At 69.6% G+C, this 17,059-nt stretch carries 16 protein-coding genes; 13 read left to right on the forward strand and 3 right to left on the reverse strand.

Annotation, left to right across the window (positions count from 1 at the left end):
* Positions 1–267 precede the first annotated feature (267 nt).
* The 8 genes from SNA_RS41590 to SNA_RS24215 all read left to right on the forward strand — a co-directional run bounded on the left by SNA_RS41590 (position 268) and on the right by SNA_RS24215 (position 9,592).
* Positions 268–1,128 carry a hypothetical protein gene (locus SNA_RS41590; RefSeq protein WP_030065816.1) on the forward strand — a complete coding sequence of 287 codons (861 nt, stop codon included), beginning with the start codon at positions 268–270 and terminating at the stop codon, positions 1,126–1,128.
* A 110-nt stretch (positions 1,129–1,238) separates the two neighbouring features.
* Complete coding sequence (locus SNA_RS24185; RefSeq protein WP_157880069.1) at positions 1,239–1,529, forward strand: hypothetical protein; 291 nt, start codon at positions 1,239–1,241, stop codon at positions 1,527–1,529.
* A 154-nt stretch (positions 1,530–1,683) separates the two neighbouring features.
* Positions 1,684–2,721 carry a conjugal transfer protein gene (locus SNA_RS24190; protein WP_037789577.1) on the forward strand — a complete coding sequence of 346 codons (1,038 nt, stop codon included), beginning with the start codon at positions 1,684–1,686 and terminating at the stop codon, positions 2,719–2,721.
* On the forward strand, positions 2,718–3,029 hold the full coding sequence (locus SNA_RS24195) for a hypothetical protein (RefSeq protein ID WP_030065819.1): 312 nt from the start codon (positions 2,718–2,720) through the stop codon (positions 3,027–3,029). Before SNA_RS24190 ends, SNA_RS24195 begins: the two co-directional genes overlap by 4 nt.
* Positions 3,026–3,655: a hypothetical protein gene (locus SNA_RS38545; protein WP_052808976.1), complete on the forward strand. Its 630-nt coding sequence runs from the start codon at positions 3,026–3,028 to the stop codon at positions 3,653–3,655. Before SNA_RS24195 ends, SNA_RS38545 begins: the two co-directional genes overlap by 4 nt.
* Positions 3,655–6,192, forward strand: coding sequence for an ATP-binding protein (locus SNA_RS24205; protein ID WP_044366795.1), 2,538 nt, complete (start codon positions 3,655–3,657; stop codon positions 6,190–6,192). Before SNA_RS38545 ends, SNA_RS24205 begins: the two co-directional genes overlap by 1 nt.
* Positions 6,193–6,254: 62 nt before the next feature.
* On the forward strand, positions 6,255–8,624 hold the full coding sequence (locus SNA_RS24210; RefSeq protein ID WP_157880070.1) for a hypothetical protein: 2,370 nt from the start codon (positions 6,255–6,257) through the stop codon (positions 8,622–8,624).
* Entirely contained in the window at positions 8,621–9,592 is a 972-nt protein-coding gene (locus SNA_RS24215; RefSeq protein ID WP_051877267.1) for a C40 family peptidase, read from the forward strand. The genes SNA_RS24210 and SNA_RS24215 overlap by 4 nt, the downstream gene beginning before the upstream one ends.
* A gap of 81 nt (positions 9,593–9,673) precedes the next feature.
* On the opposite strand, the gene SNA_RS24220 is transcribed toward SNA_RS24215, so the two are convergent.
* The 3 genes from SNA_RS24220 to SNA_RS24230 all read right to left on the reverse strand — a co-directional run bounded on the left by SNA_RS24220 (position 9,674) and on the right by SNA_RS24230 (position 12,720).
* Positions 9,674–9,985 carry a hypothetical protein gene (locus tag SNA_RS24220; RefSeq protein WP_030065826.1) on the reverse strand — a complete coding sequence of 104 codons (312 nt, stop codon included), beginning with the start codon at positions 9,983–9,985 and terminating at the stop codon, positions 9,674–9,676.
* A 233-nt stretch (positions 9,986–10,218) separates the two neighbouring features.
* Positions 10,219–11,259, reverse strand: coding sequence for an NsdA family TPR-like regulatory protein (locus SNA_RS24225; RefSeq protein WP_051877268.1), 1,041 nt, complete (start codon positions 11,257–11,259; stop codon positions 10,219–10,221).
* A gap of 78 nt (positions 11,260–11,337) precedes the next feature.
* Positions 11,338–12,720 (reverse strand): NsdA family TPR-like regulatory protein, encoded by a 1,383-nt coding sequence (locus tag SNA_RS24230; protein ID WP_030065828.1) that lies wholly within the window; start codon positions 12,718–12,720, stop codon positions 11,338–11,340.
* A 210-nt stretch (positions 12,721–12,930) separates the two neighbouring features.
* Here SNA_RS24230 and SNA_RS24235 point away from each other — a divergent pair, with 210 nt between their 5' ends.
* The 5 genes from SNA_RS24235 (at position 12,931) to SNA_RS24250 (ending at position 17,044) form a co-directional block, all read left to right on the forward strand.
* Positions 12,931–13,314, forward strand: coding sequence for a hypothetical protein (locus tag SNA_RS24235; protein WP_030065829.1), 384 nt, complete (start codon positions 12,931–12,933; stop codon positions 13,312–13,314).
* A 422-nt stretch (positions 13,315–13,736) separates the two neighbouring features.
* Positions 13,737–13,871, forward strand: a complete 135-nt coding sequence (locus SNA_RS44805) for a hypothetical protein (RefSeq protein ID WP_275042030.1) — start codon at positions 13,737–13,739, stop codon at positions 13,869–13,871.
* Positions 13,872–13,951: 80 nt separating this feature from the next.
* Positions 13,952–15,136 (forward strand): TfuA-like protein, encoded by a 1,185-nt coding sequence (locus tag SNA_RS24240; protein ID WP_030065830.1) that lies wholly within the window; start codon positions 13,952–13,954, stop codon positions 15,134–15,136.
* Entirely contained in the window at positions 15,133–16,281 is a 1,149-nt protein-coding gene (locus SNA_RS24245; RefSeq protein ID WP_030065831.1) for a YcaO-like family protein, read from the forward strand. The genes SNA_RS24240 and SNA_RS24245 overlap by 4 nt, the downstream gene beginning before the upstream one ends.
* Positions 16,274–17,044, forward strand: a complete 771-nt coding sequence (locus SNA_RS24250) for a class I SAM-dependent methyltransferase (protein WP_030065832.1) — start codon at positions 16,274–16,276, stop codon at positions 17,042–17,044. The genes SNA_RS24245 and SNA_RS24250 overlap by 8 nt, the downstream gene beginning before the upstream one ends.
* Positions 17,045–17,059: the final 15 nt, after the last annotated feature.

Genomic DNA, 17,059 nt, shown 5'->3' on the forward strand with positions numbered 1-17,059 from the left:
GGGGTGATGTTGAGTGCGGTCACTCAGGCAACCGGCGCCTGAGTCGTAACCGGTCCCGCGGCCTGCCGCAGCGTCGTCTGAAGACGGCACCCAGACACCCTCCAAAAGGTCCTCGGCAAGCGGATACCCGCGGTGGGCGGTGCGGATACCCCACCGGTTACCCAGCTGGATACCCCGATTGACCTGCTCCTTTGTCCCTTTGGGGCAAGCAGTTTGGCAAGGGGTGCTGAGCAGAGTTCACGGCAGTCGATCCGGAAGGAGCCTGCCGTGGATGCCGTACAGCCGACGCTGGTCACACGTCTGAACGCCGAGTGGGAATGGCTGTGCGCCGACCGCGGCAACGCCGAGCGCGTGCGCTCCTGGATGCTCGCCGCCGGAGTGCTGGACGAGGACCAGGCCCCCACCGATCTGGGTGACCTCAGTGTCCTGCTGCGAAAGCGGGCCGACCGTGACGGACCGGAATTCAGCGATGCCTGGATGGGCGTCCTCCTGCACCGGGTCAGCTCGGGTAACGGGCGGGACGCCGAGGTAGCCGCCCGTGTCCTGGTCCAGGCGATGCTCCCGTGCGCCGTGGGAATGACGCGCCGATCCGTGCGCAGCGGCGAGCGCCCCGAGGACGTGGCGCAGTTGGTGATCGCCTCCTTGTGGGAGGTGGTGCGCAGCTATCCGGTGGCGCGGCGGCCGCGACAGCTCGCGAGGAATCTGCGCATGGAGCTGTGGCATCGCGTCTCGCGTGACCTCAAGCGGGAGCTGGCGGTTCTTGCCGAGCCCCTGGATGAGGTGTGGGCGTGCGAACTCCCCGGTGGGGACGACCCTTCGCACGCCGCGGAGCCGACGCTGCTGGCACAGGCCGCCGAGAAGGCCGGCCTTCAGGGCGCGGTGGATGCGGTCGAGGAGTTGGAGGGCGCTCGGGGCGAGGTGGTGGCGCTCCTGGTGTGGGCGCTGGAGGAGAAGGTCCTCACCCAGGAGGCGGCGGTCGAGGTCTGCGATTTCTACCGCGAGGGTGCGCCGCAGGATGCCGAGGCGGCGCGGGTGTCGGGAGTGAGTTCGGTGGCGCTGCGTCGCCGGCGGAGCCGGGCGGTGGCGCGGCTGCGGCAGGCGGCGCCGCAGTGGGCGGAGGCGGCGTGAGCAGGCCGTCAGAAGTTTTTCGGGTGCCGGTGTCACATCAGGGCCGATCTGGCTCCCCTCTCTTTGATGTGCGGGGATTCCGCGCACCGAGCACAGCGGAGGGAGCCGTCGTGACGGAGGGGCTGGGACATGAAGGGGATGCCGTGGAGCTGAAGGAAGAGGAGCTGCGGCTGGTGGCGATCCGTCGGCGGGCGACGCAGCTGGCGGTTGCGCTGGTGACCGAGCCGTTCTCGGCCGACACCTACGCGCAGCTGCGGTCGTACGTGGAGCGGGACGCCGATGAAGCACAGTTCTTGGTCCGGGAGGTGCTGGCGCTTCCGCCGGCTCGGCTGCGTGAGCGAATCGCCGAGCTGACCCGGGTCAACCGGGCCAAGACCGTGCAGGGCGAGGTGTCGGCGTGACAACGGTGTTCGGTCCTGCGGGCTACGGAAAGAGCCAGGCCCTGAAGGCGGTGCTCAGGAACCAGCTGGTGGCTGCTCGCCGCGACGGCAGCCGCGTCTGGTTTCTGGACCCGATGGGTAGTTGGGGTCCTCTGCTCCGCAAGGGGTCGCGGTCATGAAGTGGCGTCGCAACGAGGAGGCGCCAGCGGTGGAGGAATCCGCTGTCCCGGACACCGGATGGGCCACGACGTCCCTTTCCACGGGCGCGATGGCGAACTGGACGGCTGTGGTGCGGTGGAGCGCCTGGGGTCTGCTGCTGGCCGGGCCGCTGCTCGGCGGGTGGGCCCTGGCCTCCAGCACCCACCCGGTGCCAGTGCCCACGCGGGCGGAGAGGCCACGGGCGCAGCCGGCGTCGTCGGATGCGGTGGCACCGGCGGGCTTTGCCGAGCTGTACGTCGCCGCCTATGTGAAAGCCGGTGCCAGTGACGCGGCCGCGGAGGAGCTCGCCGCGTTCTACCCAGCGGCTCGCTCCATGACCTGGCCGACGCAGGACGGGGTGGAGCGCGCGGAGTCGGCGTCGGCGGTGCAGGTGCGGCAGATCTCGGCCGGCTACTGGTCGGTGACCGTGGCCGCACAGATCACCGGCTCGTCGAAGGACGGCGAAGGCCGCATCCGGTACTTCCAGGTACCGGTGCGCGCCACGTCCACCTCCAAGGGCGCGGCGTCGGGATGGGTGGCGGCCGCGCTGCCTGGCGAAGTGGCGGCCCCGACCGGGGGCAAGGGCGCAGCGCCTGAGCTGTCGTACGGATCGGCGCATGCGCCGTTGGCTTCCGACCCGGCGGTGCAGACGATCAACGGCTTCCTGGCCGCGTACCTGACGGGCCGGGGCGAGATGGACCGCTACCTCTCCCCCGGTACGACGCTGCACGCGGTGCGGCCGGCTCCGTACACGTCGGTGACCATCACGCAGATCGCCGACCACGGCCCAGGCCCGGCCGAGGGCGCCGAAGCCCAGACCCCGCCCGACGGTGTCCAGCGTCGGCTCCTGGTCGACGTCGAGGGCGAAGGCAGGCACACCAGCAGCCGTCCGATGACGTACGCGGTCAAGCTGCGCGCCCGGGGCGGCCGGTGGGAAGTCGCCGCGCTGGAAGCCGCACCCGCCCTGGCGACGTCCGACAGCTCTTCACATTCTCCGGAAGGACAGGACTCATGATCATGCAGATGGCAGGCGCCATTTCCGACGCCAACAGCCTCGTCACCCAGATCCAAAACTTCTTCCTCGTGGGCGTGCTGGGGCTGATGTACACCGTCTCGATCGCCTATGTGTGGGGCCAGACCAAGAGCGTGCTCAAGGCAGGCGTCGCGGCCATCGGCGGGGCTGTGGTCATGGCCATCGTGTTCAACATGACCTCGGTGCGGGACAAGATCGGTGAGGACATCAAGAACCCCTCCGGCAAGACCACCGGTGCTGCGGTCCGCGTCATCGACCGCATCGGCCCGCTGGACGGTGACCGGCGATGAGCACCGCTGTTCAGCCCGAGCCGCTGATCGGCCGCTGCTACACCAAGGCCCGCCGGCACCAGAACGTCGTCGGCAACTGGCCCGGCGGCGGCCGGATCTGGGGCGGCCCCTACACATGGCCGCAGATCGCCGTCGCCGCAGTCACCCTCGCGGCGCTGCTGCTCACCGCCGGGCTGTGGGCGCACCATGGCCTGCTCGACGCCGTGCCGCTGGTCGGTATTCCTTACGCCCTGGCCATGGTCGTGGGGCGGGTGCACGTCGATGGCCGCAGCCCCCTGGCTGTGGCGGCCAGTGCCCTCGGCCTGGCGGTGAGCGGAAACGCCGGCCGGATGGACGGCCGCCCCGTACGTCAGCCCAGGCGTGGTGCGGCGGTGGGCGTCTGCACGCTGACGTGGCAGCCGCCGACCGGGACAGACAGCACGAGGGCTCAGTCGGAGGCCGAACCCACCCCCATCAAGCCGGTGCGCACGGCTCCCGCAGCAGGCGCCCGGCCGATCGCGCCGGCCACCGACCGGCCGGTCGTCGACGCGCCTGTGGTGCGGGTGGCGTCGGGCGTGGGCGCACTGCTCGCCGCCCGCACCGCCGACCAGCCCGCCACCACGAACACGAACGAGCGGGGGCAGTGATGCGGATTCCCGTACGGCACATCGCCGGAAACGTCATCTGGACCCGTCACGGCACCTGTTGGGCGCTGTGGCGGGTGGAGGGCAGCGGGCACGCGCAGTCCTCCCGCACCGTGAAGGAACGCCGCCTGCGCGCCCTGGAATCTCTGGTCAAGCAGCTGCACGGCGAAGCGATGCTGTTGAGCCTGTGCCCGCAGGTCGACCCGGCCGCGGTGGTGCGCCGCATGACCGACGGCGTCGACCTGGCCGTGAGTGAGCGCTACGCGCAGCTGGCGACGCGTGTGTGGGACCAGCTGGAGCGCATGGAGCTGACCAGCCGTGTGGACTGGCTGGCCGTCCCGCTGACCGCCAGCAGCAAGAAGCAGGCGGCGGGCATGGCGTTCGATGCGGCTCGCGCGGAAATCGCTCTGCAGCTGGGCCTGCTGCCCGCACCGGTCAGCGCCCGCGAAGAGGAGCGCCGGATCAAGCAGGCCCAGGCGCTCGCCGGGACCTGGCCCTCCACGATCGCCCTGCAGCCCGCAACCGAGGCGGAAATCCTGTGGATCTACGGGCACAGCGCGCGACGCGGGGTGCTGGAGCCCCTGCTGCCCGAACCGGATCAGGGCACCGGGCGGAGCCGCGGCCGCGGAGCGGCGGCCCTGGGCGAGGTCATTCTTGCGGAGAGCGCCACTCCCGCCACCGACGCCGGCGAGGAAGAGGAGGCGCAGCACAAGGGCCGGTTCGGGCGGCGCTGGTTGCAAGTTTCCACGGAGTGGGGCGAGTCCTACCAGACCTTTCTGTCCCTTGCGGAGATGCCCGAGCGGTTCGTCTTCCCCGGCTCCGAGTACCTCGCCGCGCTGGACGAGTTCGGCTTTCCGGTGGACTGGGTGATGCGCCTGAAGGTCACCCCCGGTGCCGTCGCCAACGCCAAGGCGCGCCGACAGGCCAATGAGTTGGCGAACCAGCCCGGTGAGTACGAGGGGGAGCTCTCCGGTGTGCCGTCGCACGTGCACGAGGCAGCCGAGGACATGGAGGACTTCCGCAGCGCGGTGACTCGGTCGAAGTCCGAGGTCGAGGTCCAGGCCATGGGCACCCTGTGCGTCTGGGGTACTACCCCGGCCGAGGCCGAGGCCCGCGCCGCCGACCTCAAGACCCACTTCGGGGAGAACGACTACACGTTCATCCGCCCTATCGGGGAGCAGGAGCGGCTGTTCTACGGAATGCTGCCGGGCGCCCGCACTCCGAAGATCATGCTCAGCTATGCCCAGGTGCTCCTCGCGAGGGACTTCGCGATGGCCGGTGCCTTCGCCGGTTCGGCACTGGGCGATGCCAAGGGGCCGCTGTACGGGCTGCAGCTGTCCGGCGGCGGCACCCGTCCCGTGCTGACCGACTGGTCGCTGGGGCCGCGCAAGTCCGCCTCTGCCTCCGCGGCATTCATCGGGGAGCTCGGCGGCGGCAAGAGCGTTGCGATGAAGTCCGCCGTCTACGGCATCCTCGCCGCCGGCCGCAAGACCGATCAGCCCGGCAGCCGCGGACGGGCCGTCATCGTCGACCGCACCCCGCAGCAGGAATGGGTCCGCTTCGCCAAGGCCTGCCCCGGCACCACCCAGGTCATCACCATCGACGACCAAGCCCAGGTCTCCCTTGATCCGCTGCGCACCATCCGCGACCGCGCACAGGCACAGCGCCGCACCGAGAGCTTCCTGACGCTGCTGCTGGGCATCGCCCCGATGAGCGACCAGGGCGTCGCGCTGTCGGAAGCGATCGAGGCGGTCCTGGCCGGCCCAGCGCCGTCCATGGCAACGCTGGTGGGTGAGCTGCAGAGCCGGGGGAAGCGTGATGCGACCTCTCACGCGGTGGCGCGCAAGCTCGGCTCGGTTGCTCGCAAGGACCTGGCCCGCACCATCTTCGACCCCACTTTGCCCGTGGTGGACACCTCGAAGGCCGATGCGATCGTCTTCGCCACCGCCAACCTGGCGCTTCCCAAGGAACACGAACTGGCCGCCGACCGGCTGGCGACGCTGGAGTTCGAGAAGGTCTTCGGTCGGGCAGCGCTGTATCTCATCGCGGCGCTGTGCCGGGAAGTGTGCTTCGCCAACCCGCACGAGTTCTGTGTGGCGGTGTGGGACGAATGCTGGTGGCTGACGTCCTCCCCCGAAGGCATGAGCCTGCTCCTGGAGCTCGTACGCGACGGCCGCAAGCACGACGCCGGCGTGTTCGCCGGCAGCCACGATGGCGAGGACATCGGCCCGAAGGAATCCGCCATGGGGCAGGTCATCCGTGGCCTGTTCCCCCGCAAGTTCCTCTTCCGGCAGACCGACGTCACCCTCGCCAAGCGCGGCCTCGCCTTCCTCGACCTCGACCCGAACGACGAGGACCTGGTCGAGCTGGTCACCACCGGCCTGTCCCCCATGGACGTAGCTGACGAGATCCGGGCGCAGCGCGCCGGCGAGTGCCTGCACCGGGATCTGTACGGGCGCATCGGCGGGATGCAGGTCGTCATCCCGGCCGACCCCGAGGCGGAGGCCGCCATTCACTCCGACCCGGCGCTCGCGGCATGAGGTGGCTGCGCCTGGCCGGGCAGACGGCATGGATAGGGCGGCGGGGAGCCTGGCGGCTGGTGTTGGTGCTGTGCGCCGCGGCGGTCCTCACCACGGGGGTGGCTGCGCACGCGGCGGCGGCCCCCGAGCCCAAGCCGGCCGTGTCGGCCAGCGCGCAGCCCGCCCCCTCCCACACGGCGAAGCCCGGAGCGAAAGACCAGAAGCCGGCGCCGGACGGGCGCAAGGGCGTGGCCTACGAGGACACCGCGCAAGGCAAGGCAGCCGCGAAGAAGGCGTTGCGGGAAAACAAGGAGAGCCTGCGCAAGAAGCTGAAGCAGCTGGGGATCGGCAAAGACGACCTCCTCGACAGCTTCCACATCACGGACGAGCACGGCATCCCCGTCAGCGCTTTCAAGGTCGACTCCGATAGCGGCACGTGGTCCGATTGGGACCTCAAGGTCGAGGCGTGGCTGACGTCCTTGCTGTTCATGTGCGTCAAGTGGCTGGTGGCCTTTGCCTGCTGGCTGATCGCCTGGGCTCTCGGGTTCAAGTTGGCCTCGCTCCTCCTCAAGCCAGCCATCGCCGTGTCGGACTCCCTCTACAACAGCGTCCTGCTGCAGCTTGGCTTGCCCGGCTTGTTCCTCGCCTTCAGTGGCACCGTCGCGGCGTGGCACTTCTTCTTCGGTGACCGCTCCCGCGGCTGGGGCGAGCTCACCGCGTCCCTGCTGATCTCCGCGCTCGCGGTCACCAGCCTCGCCTCGCCGCCCCAGACGCTCCTCGGCCAGGACGGGGCCGTCGGCAAGGCGCGTGACCTGGGGGTGGCGGTCGCCGCCATCGTCATGGGCGGCGAGGACCCCACCGGTGCTTCCTCAAAAGACGCCGTCGAAAGCATCACCACGCCGATCACCGATGAGCTTGTCAAGGCCTTCGTGGTGCAGCCGAGCATGGTCCTCACCTACGGCCACGTCTTCACCGGCAAGTGCGCCTCGCGCTTCACGTCCTTGGGGATCCAGCAGGCCTTCTACAACAAGATCGTCGCCGAACAGACCAAGACCATGAAGGACATGCCCAAGGCGGGAGACATTCTCCTTCCCGTAATCGGCGGCAAAATCCAGGATTTCGTCACGGACAAGGCTTCCCAGTGGGCTCAGGACACCTTCGGCAGCACGCCCGCCGGGGGCTTCGAGAAGGCGTGCCTGGCCGGCAATGCCAAGGAGGCCAAGAAGGCATCCGTAGACAAACTCGCCGGGGCCTTCTTCATGCTCCTGGCAGCCCTGCTGGTCTGCGTGCTGGTCATCGGGATCGCCGGCGGCTACCTGGCCGCCCAGGTGTGGCTCGCCGCCGAGGCGATGCTGCTGCGCTGCGCCCTGATCGCCGGCACGCTTCCCGGACCGGGCCGGGCATGGCTGTGGTCCCGCGGCGCTGCCATCGCCCGCGGCCTGGCCTTGATGATCCTGCTCGTGCTCAGCCTGGCCGCCTTCACCGTGGCGGTTACGGCCGTGGTCTCCGCCGCACCCGAGGACATCCCCGGCGGCATCGTCGTCCGGTTCGTCGTTATCGACATCCTGTGTGTCGGCGCGATCATCTTCCGCAAGCGGCTCACCCGCGCCTCGCATCAGATGGCGGCCCGTCTCAAGGGCCGTGTCGGCGCCTCGAAACTTGGCGGTGCCTCGGCGCCCTCCGACCTTGGCGCCGGCGGTCGGCGGCGCGGCACCCTGGGCAAGATCGGTGGAGCCGCGCTGATGCTCGGCATGATGGCCGCCACCGGCGGCACCGCCGGCGCAATCGGCGGTGGCCTGGGCCGGACCGGCAGCACCCGCGCGCTCACCGGACGCCTGGCCAAGGGCGCCGGGCGCCTCGCCCGTGGTGCCGAGAAGACGGTGCGTGCCGGGGCCCGAGCTGGCGTGCGGGCGGGCCGCGTTGGACTGAAGGGCACGGTGGGACTGCCCGTTTACGGGCCGCGTGCCGCTCGCCGCACCGCGGCTGCGGTGCAGGCCGTACCCGGTCAGGTCACAGGCGCGGCCACCCAACTCAAGAAGCGCCTCGAAGACGCCAGGAATCTCTACGAGCCGCAGGTCTACAACTTCGCCGACGAGTACTGGCGCGGCATCGGCGGCCGCTGGATCAGCAACCGCATCCGCGCTCGTCGCGGTCTGCCTCCCGTGCTCTCCTCCCACTGGACGCGCCGTCCGACCACCCCGTCGCCCCGCCGCACCCCGGGACGCCCGTTCGCCCCGCATCCTGCCCCCGCACCGCGGCGCAGCCGCCGGACACAGATGGTCCCGCAGCGGCCGCTGACACCGCCGGCGTCCAGCCAGCAGGCGAGCCTGCAGCAGCGGCTGCACCGCATCCGCACCCGCGCCGCCGCGGCCAACCGGCCGGCCACCCCACCTGCACCGCCCCGCCGTCAGACCCCGCCGCCCCGGCCTACGCGACCGAGGAGGCGTTCGTGAAGAAGCCCGTCCTCGCTGCCGCGGTGGGGTTCGGCACAGGGGCGGTCGCACTGATCGGGGTCCTGGTGCTGTTCATCGCTGCCGTGGCCAACGGCGCCACCGGCCACCAGGAGGAGCAAGACGCCACCGCCTCGCAGATCTCCGCGGCCGGCGGTCCGGTGGGCGACATACCCTCGAACATGCTGGCCCTGTACCGGCGGGCGGCTCCGGCCGCGTGCCGCGGGCTGGACTGGACGGTGCTCGCCGCGATCGGCAAGGTCGAGACCGACCACGCCCGTTACCCCACCATGCGCAGCTCGGCCGGAGCCGTCGGACCGATGCAGTTCCTGCCGGCCACGTTCACCGGGTACGCCTACCCGGTGCCGCCCGGCGGCGCCAATCCGCCCAGCCCGTGGGATCCCACCGACGCGGTGTATGCCGCGGCGCGGATGCTGTGCGCCAACGGCGCCAAGTCCGGGACCAGCACGGGGCTCTACAAGGCGCTCTACTCCTACAACCACGCCGACTGGTACGTGAAGAAGGTCCTCGCCCAGGCCAAGTCCTACGCAACCACCCAGTCCAGCGGGTCCGAATCGGACATCGACGTAGCCTCCAACCCGATCGTCAAGGCCGCGTACACCCAGCTCGGCGTCCCCTATGTATGGGGAGGCGGCACCATCAACGGGAAGTCCGGCGGCGGATTCGACTGCTCCGGGCTGACGTCATACGCGGTGTACCAAGGCACCGGCCACAAGGTGAAATTGCCGCGTACCTCGCAGGAGCAGCGCCACGTCGGTACGTCCGTCCCCCGCGACAAGATGCAGCCCGGTGACCTCATCGTCTTCGACAAGGACGGCTGGGGACACGTCGGTATCTACGCCGGCGGAAACCGCATGATCGACGCGCCCAGACCGGGCAAATCCGTGGAAATAATCAGCTTGTCGGGATACTGGGAGAACTACGCCTGGGATATCCGTCGGGTGGCGTGATGTGTTGTGTGCCAGCGCCCGGTTAACGAGGCCGATTGGCCATGCACCTGAGTTGCCGAGAACCGAGTCAGACGGGGAACCTCAGAATCCGTGGGCTTGCAGTTCGGCGAAGGTCGCAACCTTCGCCGACCACGCCCGCTCGTTCGGGACACAGCGCCACCCGATCAGCGAGTCGGGCGTGACCGTATCGGGCCAGATCATGTAGCCGAGCATGACGATCTCGCTGCCGGCCGCTGCTGCAGCAGCCGGCGGGAACTCTGGCCAATCGGGCCAGTTGTGCAGCTCCTTTTCGGCAAGTGGCTGGGAGCTGCCGTCACGCACGACCTGCAGCACGTATCCGCTCTGTGCCGCTTTGCACACAGCCGTGAGGTCGCGGCGGGTCTCAGTCGTCATACAGGGACACTAACCGGCCGCAAGAGGTGCGCAGTCGGCCTTCTCCAGGGCGACGAGGAGGGGCTACCGACTTCCTCTGTGAAGGGGAGGGGCCCGGCGGCGGCAGCATCGGCCGGACGCAGAACCCAGCCGCCGGGCTCACCCAGTCTCACAGACTGCCCGCTGCCGGAAGCGCCATGGCGGCGGGGCATTGGGAGGCCAGCCTCGTTGCCAGGTCTCTCACACAACTCGTGTCACCGATGGTGGGCAAGGAATACGCGGGCTCGCTCGTCGAGAGCGGACGCGACCCGCACCCCGCGGGCGCAGTACGGGCGGAGGTCGGAGCGCAGGGAGCGGACGGCCTTGAGCGTGCGGGTGGACTTCACCCCGGTCATGGTGTCAATCGCCCGACCCCAGGTGGCGCACGCCTGCTCGATGCTGCCCTGCTTGGCCTGCTGCTCGGCCTGGGCGACCAGGTCGAGGGCGATGATCCGCGCGTAGGTCGTCCCAGGCCGGCTGGCCGCTGCGATCGCGTACTGCCTCGCGGCGTTGCGGCGGTCTCCGAGCGTCTCGAAGACCTTCGCCGTACGGGAGTGCACGGTGGCCGCGGGCGGCCCCCACGCCAGCGCCCAGAACGGTGGCTCGTCGTCGGCGCCGGCCGCCAGCGCGGCGTGGGCACGGTCGACATCGGCAAGCGCGGCCTGGCGCTGGCCGGTCTTGGATAGCGCATGCGCATGAGTGACGGCGAACAGCGCCTCGACCTGCGAGTCGACCCGGCCCTTGGCGCGCTCCCAGCCGGTCTCGGCGAGGGCCAGACAGTGCTCGGGCCGGTGCAGCTTCATACCCTGCTGCGACATGGTCCGGATCACGAACCCGTCCTGGCCCGGGGTTCCGGACTCCCGGGCGAGCCCCAGGGACTGCATGTAGTACCGCTGCGCGAGCCCCTGTTCGCCCGAATCGTAGGCTTTCCACCCGCACAGATGAGCCGCGGCCGAGGCGATGGAAAGCGCCTCGGCGCGGGCCTGTTCGCTGCTGAAGCGGGCGCGGCACAGGTCGCGGACATCAGTGATCAGGTACTGCACGACCGCGGAGCGGCCGTGCTCTCCGCCGTGGCGCTCGTCCATGTCCATGAAGAGGCGCACCATGTCCCGCACAGCCGCGACATCGGCGTGACCGGCGACTGCGCCGCCGTTGACGGTGCGGGTGCGGGCGGCGGCTTCCTGGACGCTCTCCAGTGGCAGCGTCGCGGCGGCCATGGAGTAGGCGGAGGCGGCCAGGAATCGGCGGCGGTTCACAACAGCCTCCCCGATGGTGGTCAGACTCTCGATGGAAAGCGGCGGGTTCCTTGGGGTGCGGGCCATGGTGGTGCCGCGTTACGCGGCGAGTAGGTCAGGGTCGCCGCCCCACGCGGTCACCCGCTCGCGGAGGTCAGCCAACTGCGGATGATCACCGAAACGCCCGCTGGCATCCACCAGCGTCTTGACCCGCGACTTGATCAGGGTCGATTCGAGTTGCTCGGCGAGGGTGAGTGCCTGACCGGCGACGGTGCAAGCCTGCTCGGGCTCACCCTCGTCCAGGAGGGCGGCGGCCTGCCCGACCGCGTCCATCGCCCGTACCCGGTCATAGCCTGCGGGCCGGCGCTCGATGGCCTGCCCGAAGTAGACAGAGGCCGGCTCGGTGCTCTTCCCGTGGAGGGTCTTGAGGTCGCGGTGGGATACCGCTGTCGCGCCCGCCAGCTCCGCATGGTTGAAGTAGGCGATGTACGGCGCAACCTGCTCCTTTGCCTCCTCGGCCTTGTGAAGGTGCTCCTGGGCCTGGCCGAGGAGCATTCGGGAGCGCTGCGCGTCGCCTAGTGCAGCGTGCATCCGGCCGGACTGCGCAGCCAACATCGCCCTCAGCCGGAAGTCTCCGGTCTTGCCGGCGGCGCGGGTCGCCACGTCGAGCAGGGCCAGGGCGTCATCGGGGCGGCCGAGGTACACCATCTGGTGAGACATGCGGCTGATGACTTCAGCTCCGCGGCCCGGGTCGTCAGCCTGTCGGGCCAGGGATACCGCGTGTGCCCAATACCGCTGCGCTGTGGCGTACCTGCCTGCGTCGTGGGATGTCCACCCGGCGAGCTGGGCGAGGTCGACAGCGGCCTGTCGCAGCCGCTGGGTCACGGTGGGCCGCTGGCCGTCCTGAAGAAGTTGAACGGTGGTCTCCAGCTGTGCCACGACCGCCTGTCGGAAGAGGGCGCCGCCGTGGGTCGCGTCCAGACTGCGGAACTTCGCCACGAGCGAGTCGATACCGGTGACGTCGGCCAGGCCGAGTTTTCCGCTGGTGGTCTCGCCGCGTGCCACCGAGTCCATCCACCACAGGCGTTCTGCTGTGGCCACGAGGGGGCCACCGACGGCTAGTTTCATCAGGTCACGGCGGTTGAACAAGGCGTCGCTCCTGGCGTACTCGTGGAGGGAAGCCAGGAGGCGATCCGGTCCCCATGACGGGTCAAAGGGATCAGTTCCGCCGTGGCTCAGTCCGATGTCCGCCAGGGTAAGCGCCTGCCCGGTCCGCTCCCGCAAGAGGACGGCCAGCAGCCCGGGGACGGGATCACGCGGACGTTCGCCGGCATTGATCCACCGACCGACCCTGGAAGCGTCAACAGCCATGTTCAGGCCGGCCGCTTTCGCGCGGGTGTTGAGCTGGCGTGCCAGTTCTTTGTTGCTGATGCCCGCCAGTCTTAACGCGGCGGCGAGCCGGTCATTTCGTTCGCTGGCCATGAGTCCCCTTCCAACTGCTTGGAGGGTCTCCGAACTTCGCAACCCTCCGCAACCCATGCAGCACTACTCGTGAGCGCCGTTGGGGCGTTGAGTAGGCGATGGCCACCGGATACCGGTTCCACGTCGCCCCGGTGGCCGGCCCTGCCGCCTCTGCTGTCCCCCGGCCGAGGCAGGCAGGGCCTCAACCCCCTGCCAGACGAGGAACCCGAAATGACTACGCGCGAGGAAAAGGCCCCCGCTGTTCTCTACATCTGCGCTCAGCCCAGCCCTGGCGCCGAAACCCGCGGATTGGCCGAGAAGCGGGCCACCGAGGAGGGCCGCGATTTCGCGACCCGGCACGGTCTGTCGATCACCGAGGTGATCACTGATCCGTACGGCGAGCCGGTACCGCAGAAGCGCAACGGCTGGAACAAGGTACGGGAGCTGGCAAAGCGCGGTGAGGTGGGCGCGGTCATCACCCGCTGGCCGACCATGATCAGCCCGAACCACGAGCGCCGCTACCCGGAGGTCGCGGCCCTTCAAGACTGCGGCACCCAGGTTCTGTTCTCGTGGGCGCCCCTGGCTGCGACAGTCGGCGGCGGAGCGACGAGGTGAGCGGCCGTCACGCACTCCCCCATCCCACGGTGGACGGCGTCCTGGCGTCCGCATGGGGCCTGGGGTCGACCGCCATCCTGGCCCTGTTAGGGGTCATGGCAGCAGACGGCACTGCCGACTCCAAAGAAGCCCGAACCGCCCATGCACCGGCCTCCGTCCCTGATGTGGCTTCGGAGGCCGCCACAGCATTGCAGGACACGCCGCTGAGTTCCGGTGTCCGGGTGTCCCTATCCCCACCCGGCCACCAGCCGCTACTTCGCCCGGCACCTCTGTACGCCATCTCCCGCCCGCACAGGCCGTCGGTCGAGAACAGCGTCAGCAGCAGTCCGCAGGCTAAGGACTTCCGCGACCGAGACCGCCGTTGTGCGGCTCGGCCGCGGGGGGTCAGGCACATTCCGTCACTACCCCTGGAAGGAGGAGAAATGGAAGCGAAGTCTCAGGTCATCGCGCAGGCCGTCGGTCCGGCGATTGAAGAGACCGACGTCGTGGATCTGATCGACCCGGCGAAGGTCGTCAAGAGCGAGGACGTCGAGCAGGAGGAGTGCTTCACCTTCTGACCGGCGCTCTGGCAGACCAGGGTGCCCCGCTGCTCGCAGGCGGGGCACCCCTGTCGTTCCGTCCTTCCAAGGAGGCTGGCGTGATTCACGCTTTCACCGGGCCGACGCTGAGCCCGGACGATCCCGCACTGTCACACGAGCGGTTCACCGTAAGGCCGCCGATCCAGCACGGAGACCTGTTCGATCCCCAGATCATGGAGGGTGACACCGTCGTCATCATCGACGGCCTGTACCACCACACCCCCGCCCTCCGGCACAAAGAGATCATCCGGGCCATGAGCCAGGGCATCCGCGTCATCGGCGCCGCCAGCATCGGAGCCCTGCGCGCAGCCGAACTCGCCCCGTGCGGCATGGTCGGCGTCGGCGAGATCTTCCACGCCTACGCCACAGGCGCCATCGAGGGCGACGACGAGGTAGCCGTCGCCCAATCGGCCGACACCGATGCGCGGTCCTACACCTGGCCTCTCGTCAACGTCCGCCATGTGCTGCACCAAGGCGTTCGGGCACAGGTCATCGACGAGTTCACAGCCGACATGATGCTGACAGGCTTACGAGACGTCTACTACGCGCACCGCTCCCTGACCGCTCTGAGGATCTACAGCCGCCAGTGCGGCGCCAACGGCTTCGCCGCCTGGCTCACAGAACGCCTCGCAGCAGACCCCCACTTCGGCGACCTCAAGCGCGCAGATGCCCTCAAAGCGCTGAAGGCCGCGCTGTCGCTCGACGGCACCCCCGTCACGCGGGTGCCGGATGTGGAATGGCGCACCCGCTGCTCCCGGCAGTGGGCCAACGCCTTCGCCGCCCAGACCATCGACGGCCTGACGCTCTCCACCCGCCACCGCGTCGCCTACCAGCAGATCTTCGACCCGCACTTCAAGGCCGTGTGGTCGACGCATCTCAAGGAGTCCGGGGCGGGCGAGGAACTGCCGCACCTGCTCGCCTGCGCGGCCTACCGGTCCGAGATCGACCTGACCGACCCCGGCACGGTTGACCGGCTGCTGGCCCACGAAACCTCGCACGACCGTGCCGCAGTGGCCCAGTACGCCGCGCTGAACGACCTGGCAGTCCAGGCGCAACCGGGCTTCTTCGTCGAGGCGATCAAAGACTCCGTGGCCCGACGGCTCCTCACCCGAGTTTGGCAACTGCCTGGCGATGCCCTGGAGAACGAGGCGTGGACCCGGGGATTCCAGGGCGCCAGAGATGCCGCCGAGACGGCCAAGTGGTTCGTTGTGGGCTTCCTGAAGGAAACGGAGACGGTGCAGTGACCGCGATTGTGCTCGTCGGCACGGTGCGCGCCAGGACGCCCGAGGAGACGTGGCAGATCCTGGCTGGGCAGATGGAGCGGCTGGGGATCACACGGGTGGCTCAGATCACCGGCCTCGACTACCTCGGCATCCCGGTCTGGACGGCCATCCGCCCGAGCGCCCGCACCCTCGTCACCTCGCAGGGCAAGGGGGCCAGCGACCTCCTGGCGAAAATCTCAGCCGTTCTGGAGAGCGCGGAGCTGTGGCACGCCGAACAGCCTCTCGCTGCGGCGGCGCGCGGCACTCACCGCGACCTCGGCGTCCCGTACCCGATGAACGCCCTGCCGGTGAAGCTGGATCACGACAGCCTGCCGGACACCCCCTTGGACTGGGCGCTGGGAACGGGTCTCACGAGCGGCCGGAGCACTCTGGTCCCGGCAGACCTCGTACGGCGCCATCTCCGGCGCGACGTGGTGGTGCCCAACATCTTCCACGTCACCAGCAACGGACTGGCCTGTGGCAACACCGCAGGCGAGGCCACTGTGCACGCCCTGTTCGAGGTCATCGAGCGCGATGTTCTCCACCGTGACTACGTCAGCGGAGGCGGGCACCGCACCCTGATCAACCCCGGCAGCGTCGAGGACCGCTACTGCCGAGACCTCATCGACCGGTTCCAGGACGCCCGCATGTTCCTGGAGATCGCGCTGGTGGACAGCGCGTACGAGATCCCGGTGTGCGCCGTCTACATCTGGTCGGAGGACTACCCGATTCTTTTCGCCGGCTCTGGGTGCCACCGCGACCCGCGCATCGCCCTCTCCCGGGCGCTCACGGAAGCCGCTCAGAGCCGGCTGACCTGTATCGCCGGAACGCGAGACGACCTGGAATCCCACGAGCACGCCTTCGCCGCCCGCCCGCCGCGCCCCGAGCACGCCGGGCCGAGCACCGGCGACTGGGCCGCCCTGACCGCCCGCTACGGGCCCGCAGAGCGCGACTTTCCGGCGGAGACCGCAGCCGTGGCAGCCCGGGTCGCCTCCGTCACCGGCTACGAACCCATCGCCGTCGACGTGTCCCGGTCCGATGCTTACGCGGCCGTGAAGGTAGCCGCCCCCGGCCTGGAGATGCGCATCACCCGCTCGATCCCCAGGCCCGGGAAGCGCCATGGATGAGCCCACCCTGTCACCGCAGGAGCAGCGGCTCGCCGAGGTCTACGACGCCTTCCACGCTGCCAGGGCCTCCAGTTCCCTGTCCGCCCGCCTCTACGCCCTCGCCATGGGCGAGGACTACCCGCCCGAGGTCAACGCCTCCAGCTCATGCGACTGGCAGCTGCTCGCCACCGCCGTCCGGCGGCTGCGGCTGCACCCGGGTCAGCATCTGGTGGACCTGGGGTGCGGCACCGGCGGCGAGGGCCTGTGGCTGGCCCGCGCCCTGGCCGCCCGACTGACCGGAATCGACGTCTCCTTGGTGGCCGTACATCTCGCTGCCGCCAGGGCCGGCCAGTTCGTTCCAAAGGGGCGTGCCGACTTCCGCGTCGGCACGCTGGCCTCCACCGGATTGCCCGACGGCAGCGCCGACGGCGTGATATGCGTGGACGCATACGGTTTCGCTCCCAACAAGCGGGCGGCGATCGACGAGGTCCACCGCATCCTCGCCCCCGGCGCCCGAGCCGTCATCACCTTCAGCGGTCAGGCTCCGCTCAGCAGCCGACCGTGGACCTACCAAGGCCTGGAACTGGAAGCCGAGGAGCACCGGCCCGGCGTAGGGCAGATGTGGCTGCGACTGTACGAGCTGCGGGCCGAACATGAGGCCGAGCTGCGCAGGGAATTCGGAGATGACCACGCGCAGGACATGCTCGACGAGGCACAGCGCAGGGCTCCGACTGTGAGCAGCCGTCACTTCTCCGTTGTTACCTTACGACGCACCACAGACTGAGGGATTGGGGCGACA

The organism is Streptomyces natalensis ATCC 27448 (assembly GCF_000935125.1).
Classification (GTDB): Bacteria; Actinomycetota; Actinomycetes; order Streptomycetales; family Streptomycetaceae; genus Streptomyces; species Streptomyces natalensis.

Excerpts from the sequence above, each read along its gene's own strand:
- SNA_RS24235 (WP_030065829.1), top strand. The coding sequence starts at position 12,931 with ATGACTACGCGCGAGGAAAAGGCCCCCGCTGTTCTCTACATCTGCGCT.
- SNA_RS24250 (WP_030065832.1), top strand. The coding sequence starts at position 16,274 with ATGGATGAGCCCACCCTGTCACCGCAGGAGCAGCGGCTCGCCGAGGTC.
- SNA_RS24205 (WP_044366795.1), top strand. The coding sequence starts at position 3,655 with ATGCGGATTCCCGTACGGCACATCGCCGGAAACGTCATCTGGACCCGT.
- SNA_RS24190 (WP_037789577.1), top strand. The coding sequence starts at position 1,684 with ATGAAGTGGCGTCGCAACGAGGAGGCGCCAGCGGTGGAGGAATCCGCT.
- SNA_RS38545 (WP_052808976.1), top strand. The coding sequence starts at position 3,026 with ATGAGCACCGCTGTTCAGCCCGAGCCGCTGATCGGCCGCTGCTACACC.
- SNA_RS44805 (WP_275042030.1), top strand. The coding sequence starts at position 13,737 with ATGGAAGCGAAGTCTCAGGTCATCGCGCAGGCCGTCGGTCCGGCGATT.
- SNA_RS24230 (WP_030065828.1), bottom strand. The coding sequence starts at position 12,720 with ATGGCCAGCGAACGAAATGACCGGCTCGCCGCCGCGTTAAGACTGGCG.
- SNA_RS24220 (WP_030065826.1), bottom strand. The coding sequence starts at position 9,985 with ATGACGACTGAGACCCGCCGCGACCTCACGGCTGTGTGCAAAGCGGCA.
- SNA_RS24195 (WP_030065819.1), top strand. The coding sequence starts at position 2,718 with ATGATCATGCAGATGGCAGGCGCCATTTCCGACGCCAACAGCCTCGTC.